This window comes from Trinickia sp. (assembly GCF_057351765.1).
Map to the genome: position 1 here is coordinate 15,442 of NZ_JBMRBK010000023.1, position 22,138 is coordinate 37,579.

A 22,138-nucleotide genomic window follows, 5' to 3' on the forward strand; every position below is an offset into this window, starting at 1 on the left:
GGAGGATATATCGCCGTGCGTACGAGCCTGCGCTCGCCAAGCCGGCATACGCGCGACGAGAGGATAGGCGTGCGGCGGCTAACATGTGATTTCACTCGCGCTCGGCAAGACGAAGCCGTTGAAAATCGGGTGCATCTTGTCGACGAACGATCGAGTCGAGCAGTTGTGCGGCGAACCAGGCCCGAACGATACGGGCGAGTCCGCCTCGGGTTCGTAATCGACGTAGTACGAGGGGTCCCAGATGCCGAGGACTACTTTCTTGCCCCTCACGTCGACCGGTGAAACAAGCGGTAGCCGAAACGAATAGACGATCTTGCCGCCTTCCACGGATACCTTGAATCCGGTCGGCTCGCCGACGGTTTTCGGGTCGCCGTCGACGAAAACATGCGTGAAGTAGGCACTGTGCGCGAGCGATACAAAGGCTTGATCGTGGAAACGCTTCGTTTGAGCCGCATCGAGCGGCCCGTTCGCCGGCAACTGGTCGACGCCGACGAGCTGCACCGGAAAGCCTTCCGTAAAGCGCCAATGCTCCTCGATCGCGACGATCGAGGTACCGTCCGTTTTGACGATCGCCGCGTACTTTATCCAGACGTGCGGATGCGCCAGTGCGATGTTTGCCGGCAATAACAGGCAAACCAACGAGATTCGCGACAGCGCGAGGGCAAGGCGAGTGCGGCAGGGCATTGGGTGGGCATTGCGCGGCGGTGGAAAGTGGCGCTCATTATCACATCCGATCGATGTATGCCGATCATTCAGCGGCGCCGGTAACGGATTTGCCGACGTGCAACGCACGCAGCCCGATTCGCGCATCGTCGGATTCTCCCGAAGGCCGAATCTGCGGCATGAAAAGCGCGAATACGACGAATGCGGCGGTCGCCGCCATCGACAGCGCCACGAATGCGGTCGCAAACCCGAAGCGATCTGCGACGAAGCCCCCTATCAGATTGCTCAACGCGGCGCCCGTACCGACGGCGAGCGACATCGCACCCTGCGCGAGATTGAAGCGCAACGTCGGTCCCGGGCGCGTCCACGGCGATCATCTGTCCCGCAAGCGGCAGCATGGCTGCATTGCCGAAGTGAAAGAGCACCACGGTAATGAGGAAGATCAGCAGATCGCGCCGCTGCAGTATTTGTCGAAGCGGGAGAGGCGCGGTTTTGGCTTGGCCGTCGTCGATTGGGTCGCCGCCTCGCGCGTGCTCGTGATCGATGTCGCCGGACCGTATCAACGCGACTGAGAGCGCACTGGCGAATGCAAATGCGCAGACGATGTAAAAAAGCCAGAGCGTACCGAAGTGCTGGCCGAGCGTGCCGGCCAGTATCGCGCCGATGAAGTTGCCGCCACGGTTGAAGACTTCATTGCCGCTGACGCGCCCCGGCATGAACCGGGGCCGACCACACCGCGGCTCAATGCGGCAAGACAGGGCCCGTTGACGGTCGCGACAAGTGCGAGTGCGATCTGCGTGAGCACGATGACCGCGCGCACCGGAAACAGTGCGATCAGCAGAAGCTATGCGCGAAGACATCACTGCGGCGGTGGCATCGATCGACGCGCCGACTGTTGTGATCGGACACCTGTCCCCGCTGGAGGCACCGGTCGACGTGGCGCAGATTATTGCGCGATTCGTCGCAACGTTGCAAGGATAGGCGCGTTCTGCTGCTGGGAGCATTTGCAGCCGCTGTCCAGGTACGCGATGTATGCGCAGAATGCCCAGGTGCACGTCGCTGCGTGGCCAAGCCGCCTTACAGCTCAGCGCGGAGAAGTGGGGATCGTTCCAAGTAAAGGCAGCAAGGCCTACCGACGGTCCGCCGAAGCGGCCGCCCCGTCGATTGTCGTGATGGCTCGCGTGGACAATGAAGGAGAGCGGGTCTATAGTATCGCTAGGTATCACTCATTGATAATGGAGGGCTGGCGTATGGCAACGTCACTCAAAATCGACGACGAGCTGAAGGGGCGCGTGCAGCACTTGGCCAATCTGCGCGATCGTTCGCCACACTGGATCATGCGTGAAGCGATCAAGCAGTACGTGGAGCGGGAAGAAGCCCGTGAAAGCTTCAAGCAAGAGGCTACGGCATCATGGGCTGAATATCAGGAAACCGGCCTACATTTGAGCGGGGAAGAAGTTCGCAATTGGCTGAAAACTTGGGGCACGGACGATGAAACGGGGCTGCCTGAGTGTCACGCGTAATTATCACGGCCCGCGCCGGCCAAGGGTTGGAGCGCTGTCGGCGCTTTCTGGCCGACAAGAGCGAAACCGCCATTCGGCGGGCAGCTCAGGCCATTGAGCAACGATTTTTGATGCTGGAAACGGCGCCGGCCGTTGGTCGCCCTTTTCCGGAAAACCCAGAGTGGCGCGAGCTGGCCATTCCGTTCGGCGACTCTGGCTATGTGGCCTTGTATCGATACGAACCTGAAGTCGATGTAGTTTATGTGCTCGCGTTTCGGCACCAGAAGGAAGCGGGATATTGATCGTGCGGGTTGCCAACCGCTGGGAGGTCTGTAAGTGATGAGGGAAGCCCTGCCTCGCACTAGCTCTCGTGTTTCAACCACCATCCAACTTCTGGGATCAGCTCATTTCGGCAAAGGCCAGTTTTTGACGCCGCCACGCGCTAGCTACAGACGAAAAAAAAGCACCGCGATCGCTCGCGAGTGCTTGATTTTCAACTACAGAATTCAGTGGTGGGGCGTGAGTGACTCGAACACTCGACCTACGGATTAAGAGTCCGCTGCTCTACCAACTGAGCTAACGCCCCAACAGATCGTCAATTATGCAGGACTTTTTCTTGCTTGGCTAGTGCCGGTACGCATTTCTCGCAAAAAAATCCGCGGCCGGTACCCGAGGACCCTCTCCCAGCGTCACGAGCCCTGGCTCCATGGCCCGCATCTTCCCGAGCACTCCCTCTTTGATTCCGGACAACGGCGGCCAGTATCATGACGCCTTGCGCAGCCTCCCTCCCGCGGCCCGCTGCACAGTCCGCCCAAAAATCCGCAAAACCCTCAAAAACCACCCGAACATGTTCGATCAAGTCGTCTTCGCCGGCGGCGGCAACCGCTGCTGGTGGCAGGCCGGATTCTGGGAAGTCGTGCAGCCCGAACTCGGGTTGAAGCCGCGCGTCATTGCCGGGATTTCGGCTGGTGCCGCCACCGCCTGCATGCTCTACACCCGAAATTCACATTGGGTCATGCGCTATTACGAAGACGTGCTACGCGGCACCACGAAAAACGCCTATTGGGGCAATCTCTTGCGCCGCGGCGCATCGGTCTTTCCGCACTATCGAATCTACCGCCAGGCCTTGCTCGACATATATGGCGAATCGTTCGCCGAACTGGCCAGCGCGCCCGAGATCCGCATCGGCGTCTCACACATACCGCGCTGGCTCGGCGCACACGTATCGGTCGCAGCGGGACTCATCGCCTACAACATCGAAAAACACGTGCGCAAGACATTGCATCCGACGCTGGGCCGCACGCTTGGCTTCCGGCCGGAGTACGTGCGCGCGCAGGACTGCGCGAGTGTCGATGCGCTCGCGGACCTGATTCTCCAGTCGTCCTGCACACCGCCCTTCACGCCCGTGTTGCGTCGCGATGGCAAGCCCGTGCTCGACGGCGGCATGGTCGACAATGTCCCGGTCGACGCGCTCGACTCCTCGGCGGGACGTGTGCTCGTCATGGTGACACGCCGCTATCCACGCCCACAGATGTTCGTCGTCGCGCACGGCGAACAGCGGCGTCTTTACGTGCAGCCATCGAGCAAAGTACCGATCTCGAGCTGGGATTACACTCAGCCCGCACTGATGCGCCCTGCCTACGAACTCGGCCGGCGCGATGGCGAGGCGTTCTTGCGCCGCCTGCCGCAACTCGACCACGCCGAAGGTGCCGTCGACGCGGCCGCATGATGTCCGCTTCGAGCACGCAAACGCGCATGCCGCGCGAGCCAAACCGACACGCGCGCCTTCGCTCAACGGCGCTTGACGACCGACAACGCATCCGGATTGGCGACACTCGAGACGTCGCCATCGTCGAACGCAAGGATGTTCTTGAAGGCGGCACTGAAGTAGAGCTCGTAGCTCTCGCGCTCGACATACCCGATGTGCGGCGTGCAGATCACGTTCTCCATCCGTAGCAGCCCATAACCCTGAAGGATCGGCTCGCTCTCATAAACATCGATCGCAACCATCCCCGGCCGGTTATGCGAGAGCGCGTTGACGAGCGCGTTCTCCTCGAGCAACTCGGCGCGGCTCGTGTTGACGAAAAGCGCCGTTGGCTTCATGCGCAACAGATCGGCTTGTTTGACGATGCCGCGGGTGTCGTCGTGCAGCCGGAGGTGGATCGACAGGACATCGCTCTGTTCGAAGAAGGCCTCGCGGCTTTCGGCCGCCTCATAGCCGTCGGCTTTCGCGGCTTCGAGCGAGTGCTCGCGCCCCCAGACCAACACCCGCATGCCGAACGCCTTTCCATAGCCCGCTACGAGCCGCCCGACCTTCCCATAGCCCCAAATGCCCAGCGTATGCCCGTGCAGCAACTGTCCGAGGCCGAAGTTCGGCGGCAGAGCCGAGGTTTTCAATCCCGACTGCTGCCACGCGCCCTGCTTCAAATTCGCAACGTATTGCGGGATGCGCCGCTGCGCGGCCATGATGAGCGCCCAGGTCAACTCGGCCGGCGCGGTGGGCGAGCCGACGCCCTCGAGCACCGCAATGCCGCGCTCGGTACAGGCATCGAGATCGATATGGCTCGATACCTTGCCCGTTTGACTGATCATCCGCAGATGCGGGCACTTGTCGAGCAATTGCGAGGTCACACGCGTACGCTCGCGAATGAGCACGAGCGCGTCGACTTCCGCCAGACGGCTTGCCAACTGCCCGAGGCCGCGCACGGTGTTGTTGAACACCTTGACCTCGTGGTTCGCAAGCATTTGAAAGCAATCGAGTTTACGAACTGCATCCTGGTAGTCGTCGAGTATGGCAATTTTCATAGGGCAAGTTTGGTTTTGCAGCGCACGATGAACGCAATAGACGCGGTGATATCCTTCCCGGTTCCACCCATCGAAAAAAAGGAGCTGGCATGAACCATGCACCGGCTTGGGCTACGATGCTGAATGCCTCCTTCGATAGGCAGGACCGTTCCTATTTAGCAGCTTGCGGCGGCGACGCGCAAGCTGCGATGCTCCTGACGCGCCGTCCCACCGGCGCCCGCGCGACGTAGGTCTGCGCACATGCCTCTCGCATGCAGCGTCAGCGAGCCCACCGTTTCCCTTCAACGAACATAAAACGGAGACAAGCTCGATGAATCAATCATCTGCCCCGGCGGGCGCCCCGACTATCGAAGCGCCGGCATACGTCAGACATCGCAAGTTGCTCGAATGGGTCGAGCGCGTCGCGGCGTTGACGAAGCCCGCGCGCATCGTCTGGTGCGACGGCTCGCAGGAAGAGTATGACCGTCTTTGCGACGAAATGGTCCAGGCGGGAACGCTCAAGCGCCTGAACCCCTCCAAACGGCCCAACTCCTATCTCGCCTGCTCGGCACCCTCGGATGTCGCTCGCGTCGAAGACCGCACCTTCATTTGCTCGGAGCGCCGCGAAGACGCCGGGCCGACCAACAACTGGCTCGATCCGCAAGAAATGCGCACGAAGCTCGACGGCTTGTTCGACGGCGCGATGCGCGGGCGGACGATGTATGTCGTGCCGTTCTCGATGGGGCCGCTCGGCTCGCCCATCGCGCACATCGGCATCGAGCTCACGGATAGCCCCTATGTCGTAGTCAACATGAGAATCATGACGCGCATGGGGCGGCGGGTGTACGAAGTGCTCGGCACGGATGGCAGCTTCGTGCCTTGCGTGCATTCGGTCGGCGCGCCGCGCGTCGACGGCACCCCCGACGTTCCATGGCCGTGCAACGACACCAAATACATCGTGCATTTTCCGGAAAGGCGCGAGATCTGGAGCTTCGGCTCCGGCTATGGTGGCAATGCGCTGCTGGGCAAGAAATGCTTCGCGCTGCGCATCGCATCGACGATGGGCCGCTCCGAAGGATGGCTTGCCGAACATATGCTGATTCTCACGGTCACCTCGCCCGAGGGGCGGAAGTACCGCGTGGCGGCGGCGTTTCCGTCGGCCTGCGGCAAGACGAACTTCGCGATGCTGATCCCGCCGCCCAGCATGAGCGGCTGGTCGATCTCGACGATCGGCGACGATATCGCCTGGATCAAGCCCGGCAAGGACGGCCGCCTTTACGCCATCAACCCTGAAGCGGGCTATTTCGGCGTGGCGCCCGGCACGAGCGAGAAAACCAATTACAACGCCATGGCGACGCTCAAGGGCAACGTCATCTTCACGAACGTGGCGCTGACCGACGATGGCGACGTCTGGTGGGAGGGCATGACCGATACGCCGCCTGCGCATCTCATCGACTGGCAAGGACAGGACTGGACGCCCGCGATCGCCAAGGAGACAGGGCGCAAGGCGGCTCACCCGAACGCGCGCTTCACCGCACCCGCGGCGCAGTGTCCCTCGGTCGATCCCGATTGGGAGAATCCCACCGGGGTGCCGATCGATGCCTTCATTTTTGGTGGCCGCCGTTCGAGTACGGTGCCGCTCGTGACCGAGGCGCGCAACTGGGTCGAAGGCGTCTATATGGCCGCGACGATGGGTTCGGAAACGACGGCCGCGGCGGCAGGACAGCAAGGCGTGGTGAGGCGCGATCCGTTCGCGATGCTGCCGTTTTGCGGCTACAACATGGCCGATTACTTCGGCCATTGGCTGGGCGTGGGCGAACGCATCGAGTCGCTCGGCGGCAAGGTGCCGAAGATTTTCTGCGTCAACTGGTTCCGAAAGGGCCCCGACGGCAAGTTCGTCTGGCCGGGCTTCGGCGAAAACATGCGCGTGCTGCGCTGGATGATCGGCCGCATCGAAGGCCAGGCCGAGGGCGTGGAGCACGCGTTCGGCATCTCGCCGCGCTACGAGGATATCGACTGGACGAACCTCGGTTTCACGCGCGAGCAGTTCGAGCAGGTGATCTCGATCGACGATGCGGCCTGGCGTGACGAGCTCGCGTTGCATGCCGAACTCTTCGAAAAACTCCGTCATGGCTTGCCCGATGCGCTGACTCGCACGAAGGCGGGCATCGAAAGCCGGCTCGCGGCCTCCTGACGACGACCTTTCGACGGCGCGGGGATTCGATCATTCCCGCGCCGTGCCCCGTGCCCCGCGTGGGCCGGCCTTCGCTGGCTCCAGTTCAATCCGACCGCTTCGACAGCTTGTACGTAGGGAATCGCCGGCTCGGGGCGATTCTTTTACGTATTACGCATGCTGAGCGTCGCCTTTTCCCCGCTAATGTGATCCGTCGCGATTTTAGTCTCGAAAATTCGGCGATGCGAAGCAACTCTGCGCTGTTTTCGGAGTCGTAGGACAATTACGAATTGGCTCGGAATTTTTTTTCTGAGTAATCACAGCGGCAGGAGTCGTCAATGGATCATTTGCAGTCGATGCGTGTGTTCGTGAAAGTGGCGGATCTCGGCAGTTTTGCTCGCGCGGCAGGCGCGATGGATATCTCCAACGCCGTTGCCACGCGCCATGTCGCCGACCTGGAGGCCAGGCTCGGCACGCGGTTGCTCAATCGCACCACCCGCAGCCTCTCGTTGACCGAATCGGGCCAGGTCTATCTCGAACGCGCCAGACAAATCCTCGACGAACTCGAAGACGTCGAGCAAATGGTTGTCGCCCGCAACCATGAGCCGGTCGGCACCCTGCGCATCGTGGCGCCCGTCGTTTTCGGGCTGCACAACCTCGCGCCGGTGCTCCAGACCTATGTCCAACGCTACCCGAAAGTACTTCCCGATCTGACGCTCGTCGACCGGGGTGTCGATCTTGTCGAAGAAGGCTTCGACGTCGGCATCGTCATCGCCCAGAAAATGCGCAGCGCGAGCATCGTCACGCGCCGCCTGACGACCGGCTGCATGATCGTTTGCGCCACGCCCGCGTACCTCGAGAAGCACGGAACGCCGACACGGCCCGAGCAACTGGCCGATCACGCCTGCCTTAGCCTGCCCTCGGAATATTGGGGAGACGAACGTGTATTCACGGGCCCCGAGGGCGAGGTGCGCGTGCGTCCGTCGAACGTGATCGTGGCGAACAACACCGAAATGCTGCGTCAATTCGCGCTGCTCGGCATGGGTGTCGCGATTTTGCCGAGTTACCTGATCGGTAGCGACGCGACGCGCGGCAACCTGGTGCGCGTGCTGTCGGACTATCGGCTGCCGCAGGTCGAGGTGAACATCGGCTATCCGAGCCGGCGCCATTTGCCGGCCAAGGTGCGGACTTTCATCGACCATCTCGTCGAGCACTTCAGCCAGACGCCGAACGGCACGCTGGGCGAACTGTGGCTCAAGGACGGCACGGCGCTGCCGGCTCCGGCTCCGGTGGCCGCGCAAGAGCACGAAACAGCGCAGCCGCTCGAGGACGGGGAAAAGCGGTACGCCGGGGCTCGCCACGACGGTACCCTCGCGAAAGTGCCCCGCGCGGGCCGCTCGCGCATGAGTACGCCAACGCCGCTCTGAAATGAATGGGGTGCGGGGACGGCCGACGGCGGCCCCTGCGCGCCGTCGCACAGCGCTGTAAGGCCCGGAACGTCTGCCGAGGCAGGCATTCCGGCCGATAGAGCTAACGCCGAGGCGCGCCGCCGCGGCTCGTAGCGGCTACGTGCTCACGCGCCGACTTTTCTGGCGGCAGCCTTCTTGGCCGGAGCCTTCGCTGCCGGCTTGGCGGCTGTCTTTGCGGCCGTCTTGGTTGCTGTCTTAGCCGTTGTCTTACGGGCCGTCGCCACGGTCGTGTCGCCCGCCTCGTCCGCCGCCGCATCAGACGCGGCGGCCGAGGCAGCCGCGGTGCGAGCGCTCGATTTGGCCGCCGTCTTGGCCGAGGGCTCCTTCTTCTCGAACTCGAAGCCGATCTTGCCGTCGCTCTGCTTGACGAGATACGCCTTGAAGTTGCGTCCGGTGCGCGACGACTTGAAGCCGGTCAGTAAATCGGTGCGGCCCGCCTCGAGCAGCTTCGCCATCTGCTCACGCGCGATCTCCTGCTGCAAGATGACTTTGCCGGAGCGGAAATCGCAGGTCTTCGGCACGGCGACCGAGTTCTCGCACACGTAGCTCATGCCGTGCTCGAAGACGCGCGCATGGCATTTCGGACATGCGCCGACGGCTTCCTGTTCCGAGAAGTCCGGTGCCTCGCCGTCCTCGCCGCCCTGATCCTGACCGAAATCGAACTCGAGCTTGTAGTTCTTGATTTCGTCATCGAACGTCAGCTTGAGAATGGCCGAGAAAGGCCGGCCCATCTTGCTGCGGAAACCGGAGAGCGGCCCGATCTCTTTCTTGGCGAGCAGCGTTTCGACTTCGTCGATCTCGAATTGGCGGCTGCCCGGAATCTTCGAAATCGAGAACTCGCATTGTGTGCAAGCGAACCGCCGGTAGTTTTCCTTTACCTGGCCGCCGCAGTTCGGGCAGGGCGTCGTCAACGTCGCGTAATCGCCCGGGATCGTATCGGAATCGTATTCCTTCGCCCGTTTGACGATCGTTTGCGTCATGCGCGCGATTTCCTGCATGAAGGCGTCGCGCGCAAGCTTGCCGCGCTCCATCTGCGCCAGCTTGTGCTCCCATTCGCCGGTGAGCTCGGGGGCGGTGAGCTCTTTCACGCCCAGCCCGCGCAGCAGCGTCATGAGCTGGAATGCCTTGGCGGTGGGGATGAGCTCGCGCCCCTCGCGCACCAGATATTTCTCACCGAGCAGCCCTTCGATGATGGCCGCGCGCGTGGCCGGCGTGCCCAACCCTTTGGCGGCCATCGCTTCGCGCAACTCGTCGTCTTCGACGAGCTTGCCCGCACCTTCCATGGCCGACAGCAGCGTCGCTTCGTTGTAGCGCGCCGGTGGTTTCGTGGTCAGCTCATGGGCGGCAATCTTGTCGGTCTTGACCTTCTCGTCCTTCTGTACCGGCACGAGGTTGGCTTCCTCGCCACCCGTCTCGCGCCCATAGACTTGCAGCCAGCCCGCTTCCACGAGAACCTTGCCCTCGGTCTTGAAGTGGTGGCCAACCACCTCGGTGATGCGCGTCGTCACGCGATATTCGGCTGCCGGAAAGAACACGGCCAGAAAGCGCTTGACGACGAGATCGTAAAGTTTCTGCTCGGGCTCGGACAGTGCCTTCGGAGCCTGCAGCGTCGGAATGATGGCGAAGTGATCGCTGATCTTCGAGTTGTCGAAGATCCGCTTGTTGGGCTTGACCCAGTTCTTGTCGAGCACCTGTTTCGCAAACGGAAGGTAGTTGTTGCTTTCCTTCAGCATCTCGAGCGTGCTCGTCACGGTGCCGAGATAGTCTTCCGGCAGCGCGCGCGCATCGGTTCGCGGGTAAGTGAGCACCTTGTGCTTTTCATAGAGCGCTTGCGCGAGCCCGAGCGTGTTCTTCGCCGAAAAGCCGAAACGTCCGTTCGCCTCGCGCTGCAGGCTCGTCAAATCGAACAGCAGCGGCGAGAGCTGCGTCGAAGGCTTCGACTCCTCGCTGACGACACCGATCTGATCGCGGCAGGCCGCCACGACCGTCTCGGCGGCGGCCGGACTCCAGAGCCGCGAATCGCGTTTCTCCGGGTCGAATTCGTCGCGCTTGAATTTCGGATCGAACCACCGCCCTTCGTAAAAACCGCCCGCGCAGACGAACTCGGCGCGAACCTCCCAGTAATCGCGGGGCACGAAGCGCCGGATTTTCTCCTCGCGCTCGACGACGATCGACAGTGTCGGCGTCTGCACGCGCCCGACAGTGGTCAGGAAAAAGCCGCCGCCCTTGCTGTTGAATGCCGTCATCGCGCGCGTGCCATTGATGCCGACGAGCCAGTCAGCCTCGGAGCGGCACCGGGCGGCATCCGCCAGCGGCTGCATGTCGCCATCGCTGCGCAAGTGCGCGAAACCTTCGCGAATCGCGGCCGGCGTCATAGATTGCAGCCACAGCCGCTGAACGGGTTGTTTCGCTTTCGCGTGCTGGGCGATCAGACGGAAGATCAACTCGCCTTCGCGGCCCGCGTCGCATGCGTTGATGAGGCGGTCGATATCCTTGCGCTTGATCAACCGGGTCAGCACCTTGAGCCGCGATTCGCTCTTGGCGATCGGATTGAGGTCGAAGTGCGGCGGAATGACCGGCAGATGAGCAAAGCTCCATTTGCCCCGCTTGACTTCGTATTCCTCGGGCGCGGCGATCTCGAGCAGATGGCCGACTGCCGACGAGAGAACGTACTCGTCGCTTTCGTAGTACTCGTCATGTTTGGTGAAGCCGCCGAGTGCTCGCGCGATGTCGTTCGCGACAGAGGGCTTCTCCGCAATGATCAGTGCTTTGGACATGACAGGATGTAATAGTCTCCGGGGTCGATCCCCGTATGGTGGTTCCTTTAACGACCGCTTTATAGCATACGGCGCGCTCGAGGCGCCCCACGATCGGAAAAGGCCTGTGTTTTCAAGCCGGTTTTTCCAGAGTCTGCGCAAACGCGGAACGCAAGCATCGCACGTGCCGGGGCACCGCGGCGCGGGAAGAACAAAAAGGGTCAGGCCGCGACGAGTGCGGGCCTCAATTTGGGCGCCCCGACTGCCGGCGGCAACGCGGTCAGATCCGACAGCAGGCGCTCGGCGATCGCGATGTGCGGCAGTACCGTGCCGAAAAAGCGCGTCGTGACGCCGTCCTCGATCAGCAGCGTCGGGAAGTTTTCGACGTCGAGGTCGTCGAATCGATCCGCGTGCGTTTCGATGTCGATCCAGACGAAGCAGATCTCGGGGTGCGCCTCGGCCAGGCGGTCGAATTCGGCCTGGTAATCGCGGCACGTGCCGCACCACTGTGCGCAAAGGCAGGCGACGAGAAGCGTGTCGCTGTCGGTGACGCGCTCGGCGATCCGGTCGGAGTCGGTATCGAGGTTCAGCGCGGGCATGCTGGGTCTTCCTGTGTCGGTCGAAGTGCGTTTCGAGCGAATGTAGCACGGCGGCCGTTGTACAGCGTCGAGGCCTGCCGGCGCGAATTGCAGACCCGCGCACGCTGCTTTAGCCCCGGCGCGTTGCCGTACGCGTGAAGCGGCCACCCGGCAGCGCATTCACGTGGCCGGCCAATTCGAGTTCGAGCAGCGCGGCCTGCAATGCCGCGCCACCCATGTCGGTGCGTCTGGCGAGAACTTCAAGGGTGGCCGGTGCGTGGCCGAGTGCCGCGATCACGCGTGCCGCGGCGCTGCCTTGCGCATAGGATGGCGCCGTGCGCGCGTCGGCGCCTGCCTGCGCTGCCGGTGCGACTGCCGGTGTCGCTGGCGCGCCGGAGTCCGGGGCTGCAACATCGGCGTGAGACCGGGCCATGCCGACGAGCCCCAGTTCCTCGAGAATCTCCGCGGGCTCCTCGGTCAGCCGGGCGCCTTCCTTGATCAGGCGATGGCAGCCGCGCGAAAGCGGCGAATGGATGGACCCAGGCAACGCAAAGACGTCGCGCCCCATCTCGTTGGCAAGCCGCGCGGTGATGAGTGAGCCGGACCGAAGCGCTGCCTCGACGATCAGGACACCTTTCGCGAGCCCGGCGATGAGCCGGTTGCGCTGAGGAAAGTGCGAAGGCCGAGCCGGTGTGCCGAGCGGCCATTCGGAGACGAGCGCCCCGTGCGAGGCGATCCGTTGAGCAAGCTCGCGGTGTGCCAAGGGGTAGACGATGTCGATACCCGTGCCGATGACAGCCACCGTGTGGCCCATGACTTCGAGCGCGCCCCAGTGCGCCGCCGCATCGATGCCGAGCGCGAGACCGGATACGATGACGAGACCCGCCGCCGCGAGCTCGCGGGCAAATTGCGCGGCGTCTTCGAGCCCCTGCGGCGTGGCGTTGCGGCTGCCCACGAGGGCGATCGCGCTCGCGTGCAGCAGTTCCAATTGCCCTTTGACGTACAGCAGCGGCGGCGGATCGGGCATCGCGAGCAGCGCGGGCGGATAGGCGGGATCGGCGAGCGAGACGAGTGCGTTGCCCGGCTGCTCGCACCATCTCGCGACGCGGACCACCTGCGCGTCCCAGCCCGCGGGCAACGGTGCGAGGATGGCCCGCGCGGCGGCTTCGCCCCCGACCGCCGCGAGCGCGTCGAACGATTGGCTGCGTAAGGCCTGCGGCATTCCAAAGGCGGCAAGCAATGCCCGCAGCGCGGCGGGCGTGAGACTGCGGGTGGCGGCCAACGCCAACCACGCCGCCCGTTCATCGTCGGTCATCGGTAGCGCTTTCATCGCGCCCGCCCCGGCCGCCTGCGCAGACCCCCGCGGCATGTTAAAATTTTCACCATCCGAAAAAGCCCCCCGTGCCCTCGTAAACGCGGCGCGAACGCTCGCCTGCTCTGATTCCCGCGGCGAAGCGACGCACGACATCGCGCTATCTTCGATGTGCGAGCACGGCGGCACAAGCCAGCCGAACGGCCTATCGCCGCATACGGCAATTGTTGATTCGCGCGCGGCACCACTGAAGCGTGGCTGCTCGAGCGCCAGTAACTTTCCGACCATGGCATTGCTGAACATCCTGCATTACCCCGATAAACGCCTGCACAAGATCGCGAAGCCCGTCGCGAACGTCGACGAGCGCATCCGCAAGCTTGTCGCCGATATGGCGGAAACGATGTATGCCGCCCCGGGCGTGGGCCTCGCCGCAACCCAGGTGGACGTTCACGAGCGCGTCATCGTCATCGATGTCTCGGAGACGCATGACGAGCTGCGCGCGTTCATCAACCCCGAGATCGTCTGGTCCAGCGATGAGCGCAAGCTCGCCGAAGAGGGGTGCCTCTCGGTGCCGGGTATCTACGACAGCGTCGAGCGGGCCGAGAAGGTTCGCGTGCGCGCGCTCAACGAGCGTGGCGAGACATTCGAGATCGATTGCGAAGGTCTTCTGGCTGTCTGCATTCAGCACGAGATGGATCACTTGATGGGGCGGGTGTTCGTCGAGTACCTTTCGCCGCTCAAGCAAACCCGCATCAAGACAAAGATGAAAAAGCTCGCCCACGCGATGTGAGCGGCCCGTCCCCGTTGGAATCCATGACACATTCGCTGCGCGTCATCTTTGCCGGTACGCCGGAATTCGCGGCCGCGGCGCTCGCCGCGATCGATGCGGCCGGGTTTCCGATCGCGCTCGTTCTAACGCAGCCGGATCGCCCGGCCGGGCGTGGAATGAAGCTGCAGGCAAGCGCTGTCAAGCGTTATGCCCTCGAGCACGGTTTGCCGGTGGCCCAGCCACCCTCGCTGCGCCGTAACGGCAAATATCCGGCCGAAGCGATCGCAGCCATCGATGCGCTGCGCGAAACGCCGCACGATGTGATGGTCGTCGCCGCTTATGGGTTGCTGCTGCCCCAGGAAGTGCTCGACATTCCGCGCCACGGCTGTATCAATATTCACGCTTCGCTGCTCCCGCGGTGGCGCGGCGCCGCGCCGATCCATCGGGCGCTCGAAGCCGGAGATACCGAAACGGGCATCACGCTCATGCAGATGGATGCGGGACTCGATACGGGCGCGATGCTGCGCGCGGCCAGCGTCCCGATCGACCCGCAAGACACGACGGCGACGCTTCACGACAAGCTCGCCGCGCTGGGTGCGCGGTTGATCGTCGAAGCGCTCGGCGAGCTCGAGCGCAACGGCACGCTTGCCGCGACGCCTCAGCCGGAAGCGGGCGCCACCTATGCGGAGAAGATCGGCAAGCACGAAGCGGCGCTCGATTGGCGTCGGCCGGCCGACGCACTGGCCCGGCAAATCCGCGCGTTCGACCCATTCCCGGGTGGCGCGGCGACGCTCGAGGACGGCGCGGTGCTGAAGGTCTGGGCTGCGCAGCCCACCGCGGTGCGGGCGCCCGATGCCGCGCCGGGTACGATCGTCGAGGTGTCGCCGGACGGCATCGTCGTGGCCTGCGGCGAGGGCGCACTGCAATTGACGCAGCTGCAAAAGCCGGGCGGCAAACGCCTGCCGGCGCGCGAATTTCTCGCCGGCAGTGCGCTCGCGGCCGGGCAGCGGTTCGTGTTGCCGCGGCAAAGCTGAAGACTGCCGCGCCGCGCGTGCGCTCGGCAGTCTGTCGAATCACGGGTTTTGGAAGTTTGAGGTCAGGAGATTTCGCGCATGTTCGGCATCGTTCACTTTCCGTTTTTCCTGGCAGCCGTTTTCTTGCTGAACGTGACGCCCGGCCCCGACACCGCGTACATCGTCGGGCGCAGCGTGGCGCAGGGGCGCAGCGCGGGGCTGGTCTCCGCGCTGGGTATCTCCGCTGGCTGTTGCGTGCACTCGCTGGCGTGCGCATTCGGCTTGACGGCGCTGCTCGCCGCCTCAGCCACCGCCTTCACGGTCATCAAGCTGGTTGGCGCCATTTATCTGATCTATCTGGGCGCCCGCATGCTGTTCGCGTCGCGTGGCGAACCGCGGCAAGCGCAGCTCGAGCAGCCGCGGGGCGCCCCGGGTGGGCGCAAGCCGCTCGGGCAGCTGTTCGTGCAAGGGTTCTGGACGAACGTGCTGAATCCCAAGGTCGTGCTTTTCTTCGTTTCGTTCTTTCCGCAATTCGTCTCGGCCGATAGCGACGCCAAGGCGCTGGCGTTCCTCTTTCTCGGCCTGGTTTTCGTCGCCATGAGCACCGTCTGGAACAGCTTCGTTGCATGGGTTGCGGGCAGCGTGACCGAGCGTCTCGGCGGCAAGCCCGGCGTGAAAAAGTGGCTCGACCGCGTGGTCGGCAGCGCGTTCGTCGGGCTCGGGCTGAAGCTCGCCACGGCTCAGCGTTGATTTTCCGTGCCGGGGGTTGAATTTTTTGCCCGCGCCGCAAGCTAACGAATCGCTTACAATCGATCGGTGACTGCCGTGGGCGTATTGTCGCCGCGCGGTTCCCCAGGCACCAGGCAAACGGGAAAAGGAGAGCTCATGTTCAACTGGGTCAAAACCGCAATGCTGATGGCGGCGATCACGGCCCTGTTCGTCGTGATCGGCGGCATGATCGGCGGCTCGCGTGGCATGACGATCGCGCTGGTCATCGCACTCGCGATGAATTTCTTTTCGTACTGGTTCTCGGACAAGATGGTCCTCAGCATGTACAACGCTCAGGAAGTCGACGAGACCAGTGCGCCGCAGTTCTATCGAATGGTGCGCGAACTCGCGACGCGGGCGAATTTGCCGATGCCGCGCGTCTATCTGATCAACGAAGACGCGCCGAACGCTTTCGCGACGGGACGCAATCCCGAACACGCGGCCGTGGCTGCCACGACGGGTATCTTGCGCGTTCTCTCGGAGCGCGAGATGCGCGGTGTCATGGCGCACGAGTTGTCGCACGTGAGGCATCGCGACATTCTGATCTCGACCATTTCGGCGACGATGGCCGGTGCCATCTCCGCACTCGCCAACTTCGCCATGTTCTTCGGCGGGCGCGACGAGCAAGGACGTCCCGCCAACCCGATCGCCAGCATCGCCGTTGCCTTGCTCGCGCCGATCGCTGCGGCCATGATTCAGATGGCCATCTCGCGCGCGCGCGAATTCGAAGCCGATCGCGGCGGCGCGGAGCTCTCGGGTGACCCGCAGGCGCTCGCTTCGGCGCTCGACAAGATCCACCGTTATGCGGCGGGGATTCCTTTTGCGGCCGCCGAGGCTCATCCGACGACCGCCCAGATGATGATTCTCAACCCGCTGTCGGGCGGTGGGATCGCGAATCTGTTCTCCACGCACCCGGCGACGGAGGAGCGTATCGCGCGCCTGATGGAAATGGCGCGCACGGGCCGCTACGACTGACGCGCCGCGATTCCTGCGCGGCCGCCGCGCATATCGCGCGGCGAGCTCGTCGGGCAAGCGCGCTAAAATGCTGCGTTTGTCCTGCCGAGGGTGTCACGTGGCGCCCTCGCTCCACCGTTGTCTCCATGACCCGATCCTCTTCAGCGCACCGGCAGCACGGCTCGCCGCGAGCCGTCCGTGAAAAGCGTCTGCCGGCGCTGCCGCTCGTGCCCGATTCGCTAGGCTTCGCGCTCGATGCCGCCGCGCAGGCGGTGGCGGCGGTGCGCGCCGGCCGCGCATTGCCCGCGGCGCTGGCTGCCGTTCGCGCGAGTTCCCCGCCGGCAGCAGCCGAGCTATCGCGCCAAGCGGTCCAGGACATCGCCTACCGGACGTTGCGCCGCCTCGGCACAGCGGATTGGATCGTGGCGCGGCTCGTGCGCAAGGCGCCGCCTCCGCATGTCGGCAATCTGCTCGTATGCGCGCTCGCCTTGTTGATCGACGACGCGGCAAACGCGGCCTATGCCGGGCATACGGTTGTCGATCAGGCAGTGCATGCCGTCGGTGCGCGGCGCGATCTCGCATTTGCGAAAGCACTCGTCAACGCGGTGCTGCGAACCTTCCTGCGCGAGCGGGAGACACTCATCGAAAGCGCGCAGGCCGACCCGGTGGCGCGCTGGAACTATCCGGGCTGGTGGATCGACGCGGTTCGGCATGCCTGGCCGGCGCAATGGGAGGCCATCCTCGCCAGCGGTAATGCGCCCGGGCCGCTGACGTTGCGCGTGAACGCGCGCCGCACGACGGTCGACGACTATCTCCAAACGCTGCGCGAGGCGGGGATCGAGGGGGCCGCCATCGGACGGTACGCGGTAAGGCTTGCGTCGCCGATGCCGGTCGAACGTATTCCCGGCTTCGCCCACGGCGTGGTCTCGGTACAGGATGCGGGCGCGCAACTGGCGGCCGAGTGGCTCGGCGTGCGCGACGGCATGCGTGTGCTCGATGCCTGCGCCGCGCCGGGCGGCAAGACAGGGCACCTGCTCGAGTTGGCCGATGTGACGCTCGTTGCGCTTGAAAGCGACGCAGCGCGCGCCGGGCGCATCGTCGGAAACCTCGACAGGCTGCGGCTTTCAGCCGAGGTGCGGATCGGCGATGCCGGCGCGCCGGACGCCTGGCACGACGGACGGCCTTTCGACCGAATTCTCGCCGATGTCCCCTGCTCGGCCTCGGGCATCGTCCGGCGTCATCCCGACATTCGCTGGCTGCGCCGGCCGGGCGACATCGCCGCGCTCGCGGCCGAGCAAGCGCGCATTGCCGATGCGTTATGGCCGCTCGTGGCGCCCGGCGGCGAGCTGCTTTACGTGACCTGCTCGATCTTCCCGGAAGAAGGCGAGGCTCAGGCCGCACGGTTTGAACGCGTTCATCAAGATGCGGTACGATTGGACGCGCCAGGGCAGCTGGCGCCGGTCTCGGCCGGCGCGGCACTTCCATCCGGCGCTCTCGTATCGGCCGGAATGCGCGCCGCCGGGCGCACCGGGTCAGACATCGACCACGACGGTTTTTTCTACGCGCGCTTTCAGAAACGGTGACGATCAGCAAACGCTCTTTTCCGCTTCGGCTCGTGGCCGTGCTCCTGATCGGGCTGACCCTTTGCGTTGCCGCGGCGGCGTCGGCGTTCGCCGATTCCATCGCCGTGCAGCGCGCGTCGCTGCAGGCGGACGGCACGGGATGGAGCCTGGATGCCCGTTTCGAGTTCGAGCTCAACAACAGCCTCGAGGATGCCGTCAACAAAGGCATTCCGCTGTACTTCACGACCGAGTTCGACCTCACGCGTGCGCGCTGGTATTGGTTCGACGAGCAGCCCGTATCGGCATCGCAGACGCTGCGGCTGTCGTTTCAGCCGCTCACGCGCGAATATCGCGTCTCGAGCGGCGGGCTGCAGCTCGGCTTCGCCTCGCTCGCCGATGCGCTCGCCGTGATCAAACACGTGAGCTCGTGGCACGTGATCGATCGCACGCAGGTGCGGCCCGGCGAAAGCTACACGGCATCGGTGCGCATGCAGCTCGACACCGCATTGATGCCGAAGCCGTTTCAGGTCGATGCGGTGAACAATCGCGACTGGGCGCTGGCATCGGACTGGAAGCGGTTTACTTTCACGGTGAACGAACATGCTAAGTAGCGTGCGCCGCATTGCGAATGTGAAGAGCATCGTCTTGCGCGTGCTCGTGGCGACGGTCGCCGTCGTCGCGCTGCTGCTGCTGGTGCTGCTCGCGGCGGCGAGCGCGAACACCGAGTTTTTCGACCGCTATTACTCGTGGCTCTATGCGGCCAATATCGCGGTCGCGCTCGTCTTCCTGCTCGTCGTCGTCGCACTCGTCGCGATGATTCTCGCGCGCCTGCGCAAAGGCAAGTTCGGCACGCGGCTGCTGGCGAAGCTCGCGATTTTCTTCGCACTCGTCGGCGTCGTGCCGGGCGGGATCATCTACGTCGTTTCGTATCAATTCGTCTCGCGCAGCATCGAATCGTGGTTCGATGTGAACATCGAGACCGCGCTGACTTCAGGCCTCAATCTCGGGCGCGGCATGCTCGACGCGTCGCTCTCGGATCTGCAGACCAAGGCGCGTCTGATGTCCGAGCAACTCGCGAGCGCGAATCCTGCCAACACCACGATCACGCTGCTGCGGCTGCGCGATCAGTTCGGCGTGCAGGAGGCCATGCTGATCGAGACGACGCGCGGAGTGGGCGCCTCGCCCGATCTGCATGTGCTGGCGCAGGCGTCGAACAACATCGCCAAGCTCGTGCCGGACGATCTGCCGACCCCGCTCATGATCGATCAGGCGCGCGGGCGCGGCTTTGCGGCCATCGAGGGCGAGATCGACGGCGATCCGCATGCGACGGGTAGCAAAGGCTCGCTGCGCTTGCGCGTCGTCGAGCGCGTGCCCGACGCGACGACCTCGCTGTTGCAGCCGACCGAGCGCTTTTTGCAGATCACGCAGCCGGTCTCGCCGACGCTTGCCCGCAATGCCGATGCGGTACAGCGCGCCTATCGCGAGTATCAGGAAAAGGCCCTCGGGCGCACCGGCTTGCGCAAGATGTACATCGGCACGCTGACGCTCGCGCTTTTTCTCGCCACGTTCATCGCGATGATGCTGGCGCTCGCGCTCGGCAATCAGCTTGCCCGGCCGCTCTTTTTGCTCGCGCAGGGCACGAAGGAGGTGGCGGAGGGCGATTACACGCCCAAGCGCGAGATCAAGACGCGCGACGAGCTGGGCTTTCTGACGCAGTCGTTCAATGCGATGACGCGCCAGCTTTCCGAGGCACGGGCGGCCGTCGAACGAAACCGCATCGCGCTCGAGCATTCGAAGGCCTATCTCGAGCGCATTCTGGCGAACCTCACGGCGGGCGTGTTCGTGCTCGACCGGCAATTCCGGCTGACGACGGCCAATCGCGGTGCCGAGCGTATTTTCCGGCAGCCGTTTCAGTCGATGCTCGGTGCCTCGCTCGAGCACATCGGTGTGGCGGCCGAGTTCGGTGCAATGGTGCGCAAGGCGTTCGCGGACCGTGACGCCGCCGATCACGGCGAACTCGACGATGGGCATTGGCAGCAGCAGTTCGCGGTTCAATTGCCGGGCGAGAGCGAGCCTGTCACGCTGCTCGTGCGCGGTTCGCGCCTGATGTCGGGCACGGTCGACAGCGTGCCGGACGAGGGTCGCACGGCGGGCTATGTCGTGGTATTCGACGACATCTCCGACGTGATCTCGGCGCAGCGCTCGGCCGCCTGGGGCGAGGTGGCGCGGCGGCTCGCCCACGAGATCAAGAACCCGTTGACGCCGATCCAGCTGTCGGCCGAGCGCCTGCAGATGAAGCTTGCGGACAAGCTGTCGCCGCACGATGCGGATGTGCTCAAGCGCGGTGCGACGACGATCGTCAACCAGGTGGCGGCGATGAAGCGGATGGTCGACAATTTCCGCGATTACGCGCGCACCCCGCCCGCGGTGCTGGTCAATTTGCAGCTCAACGATCTCGTTGCGGAAGTGCTCGCGTTATACGGCATCGAGGAAGGCAAGAGTCCGATCGTCGTGAACATGCACGATCTTCCGGTTATCAAGGGCGATGCGACGCAGCTGCGCCAAGTCATACACAATCTGCTGCAAAACGCGCAGGACGCGGTGGCCGAGCTTGAAAATCCGCGTGTCGTGCTCGAAACCAAGACAGTAGAATATGGCGATCCAGACGCGCAGGGCAAAGTGCGCGTCGCCGTGCGCCTGACGGTGTCGGACAACGGACCGGGCTTCCCCGCGCGCATCTTGACGCGCGCGTTCGAGCCTTACGTGACGACGAAGGCAAAAGGCACGGGGCTCGGGCTCGCCATGGTCAAGAAGATCGTCGACGAGCACGGTGCACGCATCGACATTCGCAATCGCGGTAAAGACGCGGCGGTTGAAGGTGCGCAGATCTCGATTTTGTTCCTGCAAATGGCGGACGACAGCGCCCCGCTCGAATCGGGGCAGGCGGCAACGCGTTCAGGCGCATCGCCGGGAACGACAAAAGCAATAGCGCAGATAAGGGCAGCATAAATGGCGACCATCCTGGTGGTAGACGACGAAATGGGTATTCGGGAGTTGCTCTCGGAAATCCTGAGCGACGAGGGACATGCCGTGGAAGTCGCGGAAAACGCGCAGTACGCGCGCGAATACCGCTTGCGTCAGACGCCCGATCTGGTGCTGCTCGATATCTGGATGCCGGACACCGACGGCGTTACCTTGCTCAAGGAGTGGGCCGCGCAGGGCCTGTTGACGATGCCGGTCATCATGATGTCGGGGCATGCGACGATCGATACGGCGGTCGAGGCCACCAAAATCGGCGCGCTGAACTTTCTCGAAAAACCGATCGCGCTGCAAAAGCTGCTCAAAGCAGTCGAGCAAGGGCTTGCGCGCGGCACCGCGCTGCCGGCAGCGGCCGCGGCGGCTGCCAAGGCGGCCTCTGGGGGGCCTTCGAACGCCGTCGCGGCGGCCGTCGCGTTGCCCGTCCTCGCTTCCGACAACCTGGCGGGCACGGCCGCCGTGGCGCAGACCGCATCGATCTCGTTCGATATTCCGCTGCGCGATGCGCGTGACGCGTTCGAGCGCGCCTACTTCGAATACCATCTGGCGCGCGAGAACGGCAGCATGACGCGCGTTGCCGAGAAGACAGGGCTCGAGCGCACGCATCTTTACCGGAAGCTCAAGCAGCTCGGTGTCGATCTCGGCAAGAACAAGGGCGAATGAGCGGTGCTCCAAAAGCACTTGAGCACGCCCTAGGTCCTTGATATACTCTCGCTTCTTCGTGGCCCGGTAGCTCAGTTGGTAGAGCAGCGGATTGAAAATCCGCGTGTCGGTGGTTCGATTCCGCCCCAGGCCACCA

21 protein-coding genes, 2 tRNA genes and 1 pseudogene are annotated in these 22,138 nt (G+C 63.9%); 17 read left to right on the forward strand and 7 right to left on the reverse strand.

Going from position 1 to position 22,138, the window contains the following annotated elements:
* Window positions 1–78: 78 nt before the first annotated feature.
* Complete coding sequence (locus ACO1XS_RS05815; RefSeq protein WP_486390207.1) at window positions 79–684, reverse strand: DUF1007 family protein; 606 nt, start codon at window positions 682–684, stop codon at window positions 79–81.
* A gap of 64 nt (window positions 685–748) precedes the next feature.
* Complete coding sequence (locus ACO1XS_RS05820) at window positions 749–1,009, reverse strand: hypothetical protein (protein ID WP_486390208.1); 261 nt, start codon at window positions 1,007–1,009, stop codon at window positions 749–751.
* On the opposite strand from ACO1XS_RS05820, the gene ACO1XS_RS05825 reads away from it, so the two are divergent.
* From ACO1XS_RS05825 to ACO1XS_RS05845, 5 genes and pseudogenes are all read left to right on the forward strand, one after another.
* A complete protein-coding gene (locus ACO1XS_RS05825; RefSeq protein WP_486390209.1) occupies window positions 999–1,235 on the forward strand; it encodes a hypothetical protein in 237 nt (78 codons plus the stop codon). The genes ACO1XS_RS05820 and ACO1XS_RS05825 overlap by 11 nt on opposite strands.
* Window positions 1,236–1,509: 274 nt before the next feature.
* Window positions 1,510–1,644, forward strand: coding sequence for a hypothetical protein (locus ACO1XS_RS05830; RefSeq protein WP_486390220.1), 135 nt, complete (start codon window positions 1,510–1,512; stop codon window positions 1,642–1,644).
* A pseudogene (locus tag ACO1XS_RS05835) lies at window positions 1,641–1,736 on the forward strand (hypothetical protein); the annotation flags it as partial. The gene ACO1XS_RS05830 and the pseudogene ACO1XS_RS05835, both read left to right, overlap by 4 nt.
* 177 nt (window positions 1,737–1,913) lie before the next feature.
* Window positions 1,914–2,186 (forward strand): CopG family ribbon-helix-helix protein, encoded by a 273-nt coding sequence (locus tag ACO1XS_RS05840; protein WP_486390219.1) that lies wholly within the window; start codon window positions 1,914–1,916, stop codon window positions 2,184–2,186.
* A complete protein-coding gene (locus tag ACO1XS_RS05845; RefSeq protein WP_486390210.1) occupies window positions 2,174–2,467 on the forward strand; it encodes a type II toxin-antitoxin system RelE/ParE family toxin in 294 nt (97 codons plus the stop codon). The genes ACO1XS_RS05840 and ACO1XS_RS05845 overlap by 13 nt, the downstream gene beginning before the upstream one ends.
* A 208-nt stretch (window positions 2,468–2,675) precedes the next feature.
* Here the strand turns inward: ACO1XS_RS05845 and ACO1XS_RS05850 are convergent.
* Window positions 2,676–2,751 (reverse strand) — tRNA-Lys (locus ACO1XS_RS05850).
* Between the two features lie 261 nt (window positions 2,752–3,012).
* On the opposite strand from ACO1XS_RS05850, the gene ACO1XS_RS05855 reads away from it, so the two are divergent.
* On the forward strand, window positions 3,013–3,894 hold the full coding sequence (locus ACO1XS_RS05855) for a patatin-like phospholipase family protein (protein ID WP_486390211.1): 882 nt from the start codon (window positions 3,013–3,015) through the stop codon (window positions 3,892–3,894).
* A gap of 62 nt (window positions 3,895–3,956) precedes the next feature.
* Here the strand turns inward: ACO1XS_RS05855 and ACO1XS_RS05860 are convergent, their stop codons facing one another.
* Window positions 3,957–4,970, reverse strand: a complete 1,014-nt coding sequence (locus ACO1XS_RS05860; protein ID WP_331571244.1) for a D-2-hydroxyacid dehydrogenase family protein — start codon at window positions 4,968–4,970, stop codon at window positions 3,957–3,959.
* 310 nt (window positions 4,971–5,280) lie between these two features.
* On the opposite strand from ACO1XS_RS05860, the gene ACO1XS_RS05865 reads away from it, so the two are divergent.
* Together ACO1XS_RS05865 and ACO1XS_RS05870 are read left to right on the forward strand one after the other, a co-directional pair.
* Window positions 5,281–7,143: a phosphoenolpyruvate carboxykinase (GTP) gene (locus ACO1XS_RS05865; RefSeq protein ID WP_486390212.1), complete on the forward strand. Its 1,863-nt coding sequence runs from the start codon at window positions 5,281–5,283 to the stop codon at window positions 7,141–7,143.
* Between the two features lie 317 nt (window positions 7,144–7,460).
* Complete coding sequence (locus ACO1XS_RS05870; protein ID WP_414720281.1) at window positions 7,461–8,549, forward strand: LysR family transcriptional regulator; 1,089 nt, start codon at window positions 7,461–7,463, stop codon at window positions 8,547–8,549.
* 146 nt (window positions 8,550–8,695) lie between these two features.
* Here ACO1XS_RS05870 and ACO1XS_RS05875 read toward each other — a convergent pair whose 3' ends face one another.
* The 3 genes from ACO1XS_RS05875 to dprA form a co-directional block, all read right to left on the reverse strand.
* Window positions 8,696–11,368, reverse strand: coding sequence for a DNA topoisomerase III (locus tag ACO1XS_RS05875; protein ID WP_331571240.1), 2,673 nt, complete (start codon window positions 11,366–11,368; stop codon window positions 8,696–8,698).
* A gap of 200 nt (window positions 11,369–11,568) precedes the next feature.
* A complete protein-coding gene (locus ACO1XS_RS05880; protein ID WP_440563711.1) occupies window positions 11,569–11,946 on the reverse strand; it encodes a thioredoxin family protein in 378 nt (125 codons plus the stop codon).
* A 109-nt stretch (window positions 11,947–12,055) separates the two neighbouring features.
* Window positions 12,056–13,255 (reverse strand): DNA-processing protein DprA, encoded by a 1,200-nt coding sequence (gene dprA, locus ACO1XS_RS05885; protein WP_486390213.1) that lies wholly within the window; start codon window positions 13,253–13,255, stop codon window positions 12,056–12,058.
* 268 nt (window positions 13,256–13,523) lie between these two features.
* Here dprA and def point away from each other — a divergent pair, with 268 nt between their 5' ends.
* From def to ACO1XS_RS05930, 9 genes are all read left to right on the forward strand, one after another.
* A complete protein-coding gene (gene def, locus ACO1XS_RS05890) occupies window positions 13,524–14,027 on the forward strand; it encodes a peptide deformylase (RefSeq protein ID WP_331571234.1) in 504 nt (167 codons plus the stop codon).
* Window positions 14,028–14,050: 23 nt separating this feature from the next.
* On the forward strand, window positions 14,051–15,040 hold the full coding sequence (gene fmt / locus ACO1XS_RS05895) for a methionyl-tRNA formyltransferase (RefSeq protein WP_486390214.1): 990 nt from the start codon (window positions 14,051–14,053) through the stop codon (window positions 15,038–15,040).
* 78 nt (window positions 15,041–15,118) lie between these two features.
* Window positions 15,119–15,769, forward strand: coding sequence for a LysE family translocator (locus ACO1XS_RS05900; protein ID WP_331571230.1), 651 nt, complete (start codon window positions 15,119–15,121; stop codon window positions 15,767–15,769).
* 135 nt (window positions 15,770–15,904) lie between these two features.
* Window positions 15,905–16,762 (forward strand): zinc metalloprotease HtpX, encoded by an 858-nt coding sequence (gene htpX / locus ACO1XS_RS05905; RefSeq protein WP_331571228.1) that lies wholly within the window; start codon window positions 15,905–15,907, stop codon window positions 16,760–16,762.
* Window positions 16,763–16,887: 125 nt separating this feature from the next.
* Window positions 16,888–18,324, forward strand: a complete 1,437-nt coding sequence (gene rsmB / locus ACO1XS_RS05910) for a 16S rRNA (cytosine(967)-C(5))-methyltransferase RsmB (RefSeq protein WP_486390215.1) — start codon at window positions 16,888–16,890, stop codon at window positions 18,322–18,324.
* On the forward strand, window positions 18,321–18,914 hold the full coding sequence (locus ACO1XS_RS05915; RefSeq protein WP_440560187.1) for a DUF4390 domain-containing protein: 594 nt from the start codon (window positions 18,321–18,323) through the stop codon (window positions 18,912–18,914). Before rsmB ends, ACO1XS_RS05915 begins: the two co-directional genes overlap by 4 nt.
* Window positions 18,904–21,312 carry a sensor histidine kinase gene (locus ACO1XS_RS05920; RefSeq protein ID WP_486390216.1) on the forward strand — a complete coding sequence of 803 codons (2,409 nt, stop codon included), beginning with the start codon at window positions 18,904–18,906 and terminating at the stop codon, window positions 21,310–21,312. The genes ACO1XS_RS05915 and ACO1XS_RS05920 overlap by 11 nt, the downstream gene beginning before the upstream one ends.
* Window positions 21,313–22,002 carry a response regulator transcription factor EsaR gene (esaR, locus tag ACO1XS_RS05925; RefSeq protein ID WP_173255850.1) on the forward strand — a complete coding sequence of 230 codons (690 nt, stop codon included), beginning with the start codon at window positions 21,313–21,315 and terminating at the stop codon, window positions 22,000–22,002. It begins immediately after the preceding gene.
* A 60-nt stretch (window positions 22,003–22,062) separates the two neighbouring features.
* Window positions 22,063–22,138: transfer RNA gene (locus tag ACO1XS_RS05930), tRNA-Phe, on the forward strand.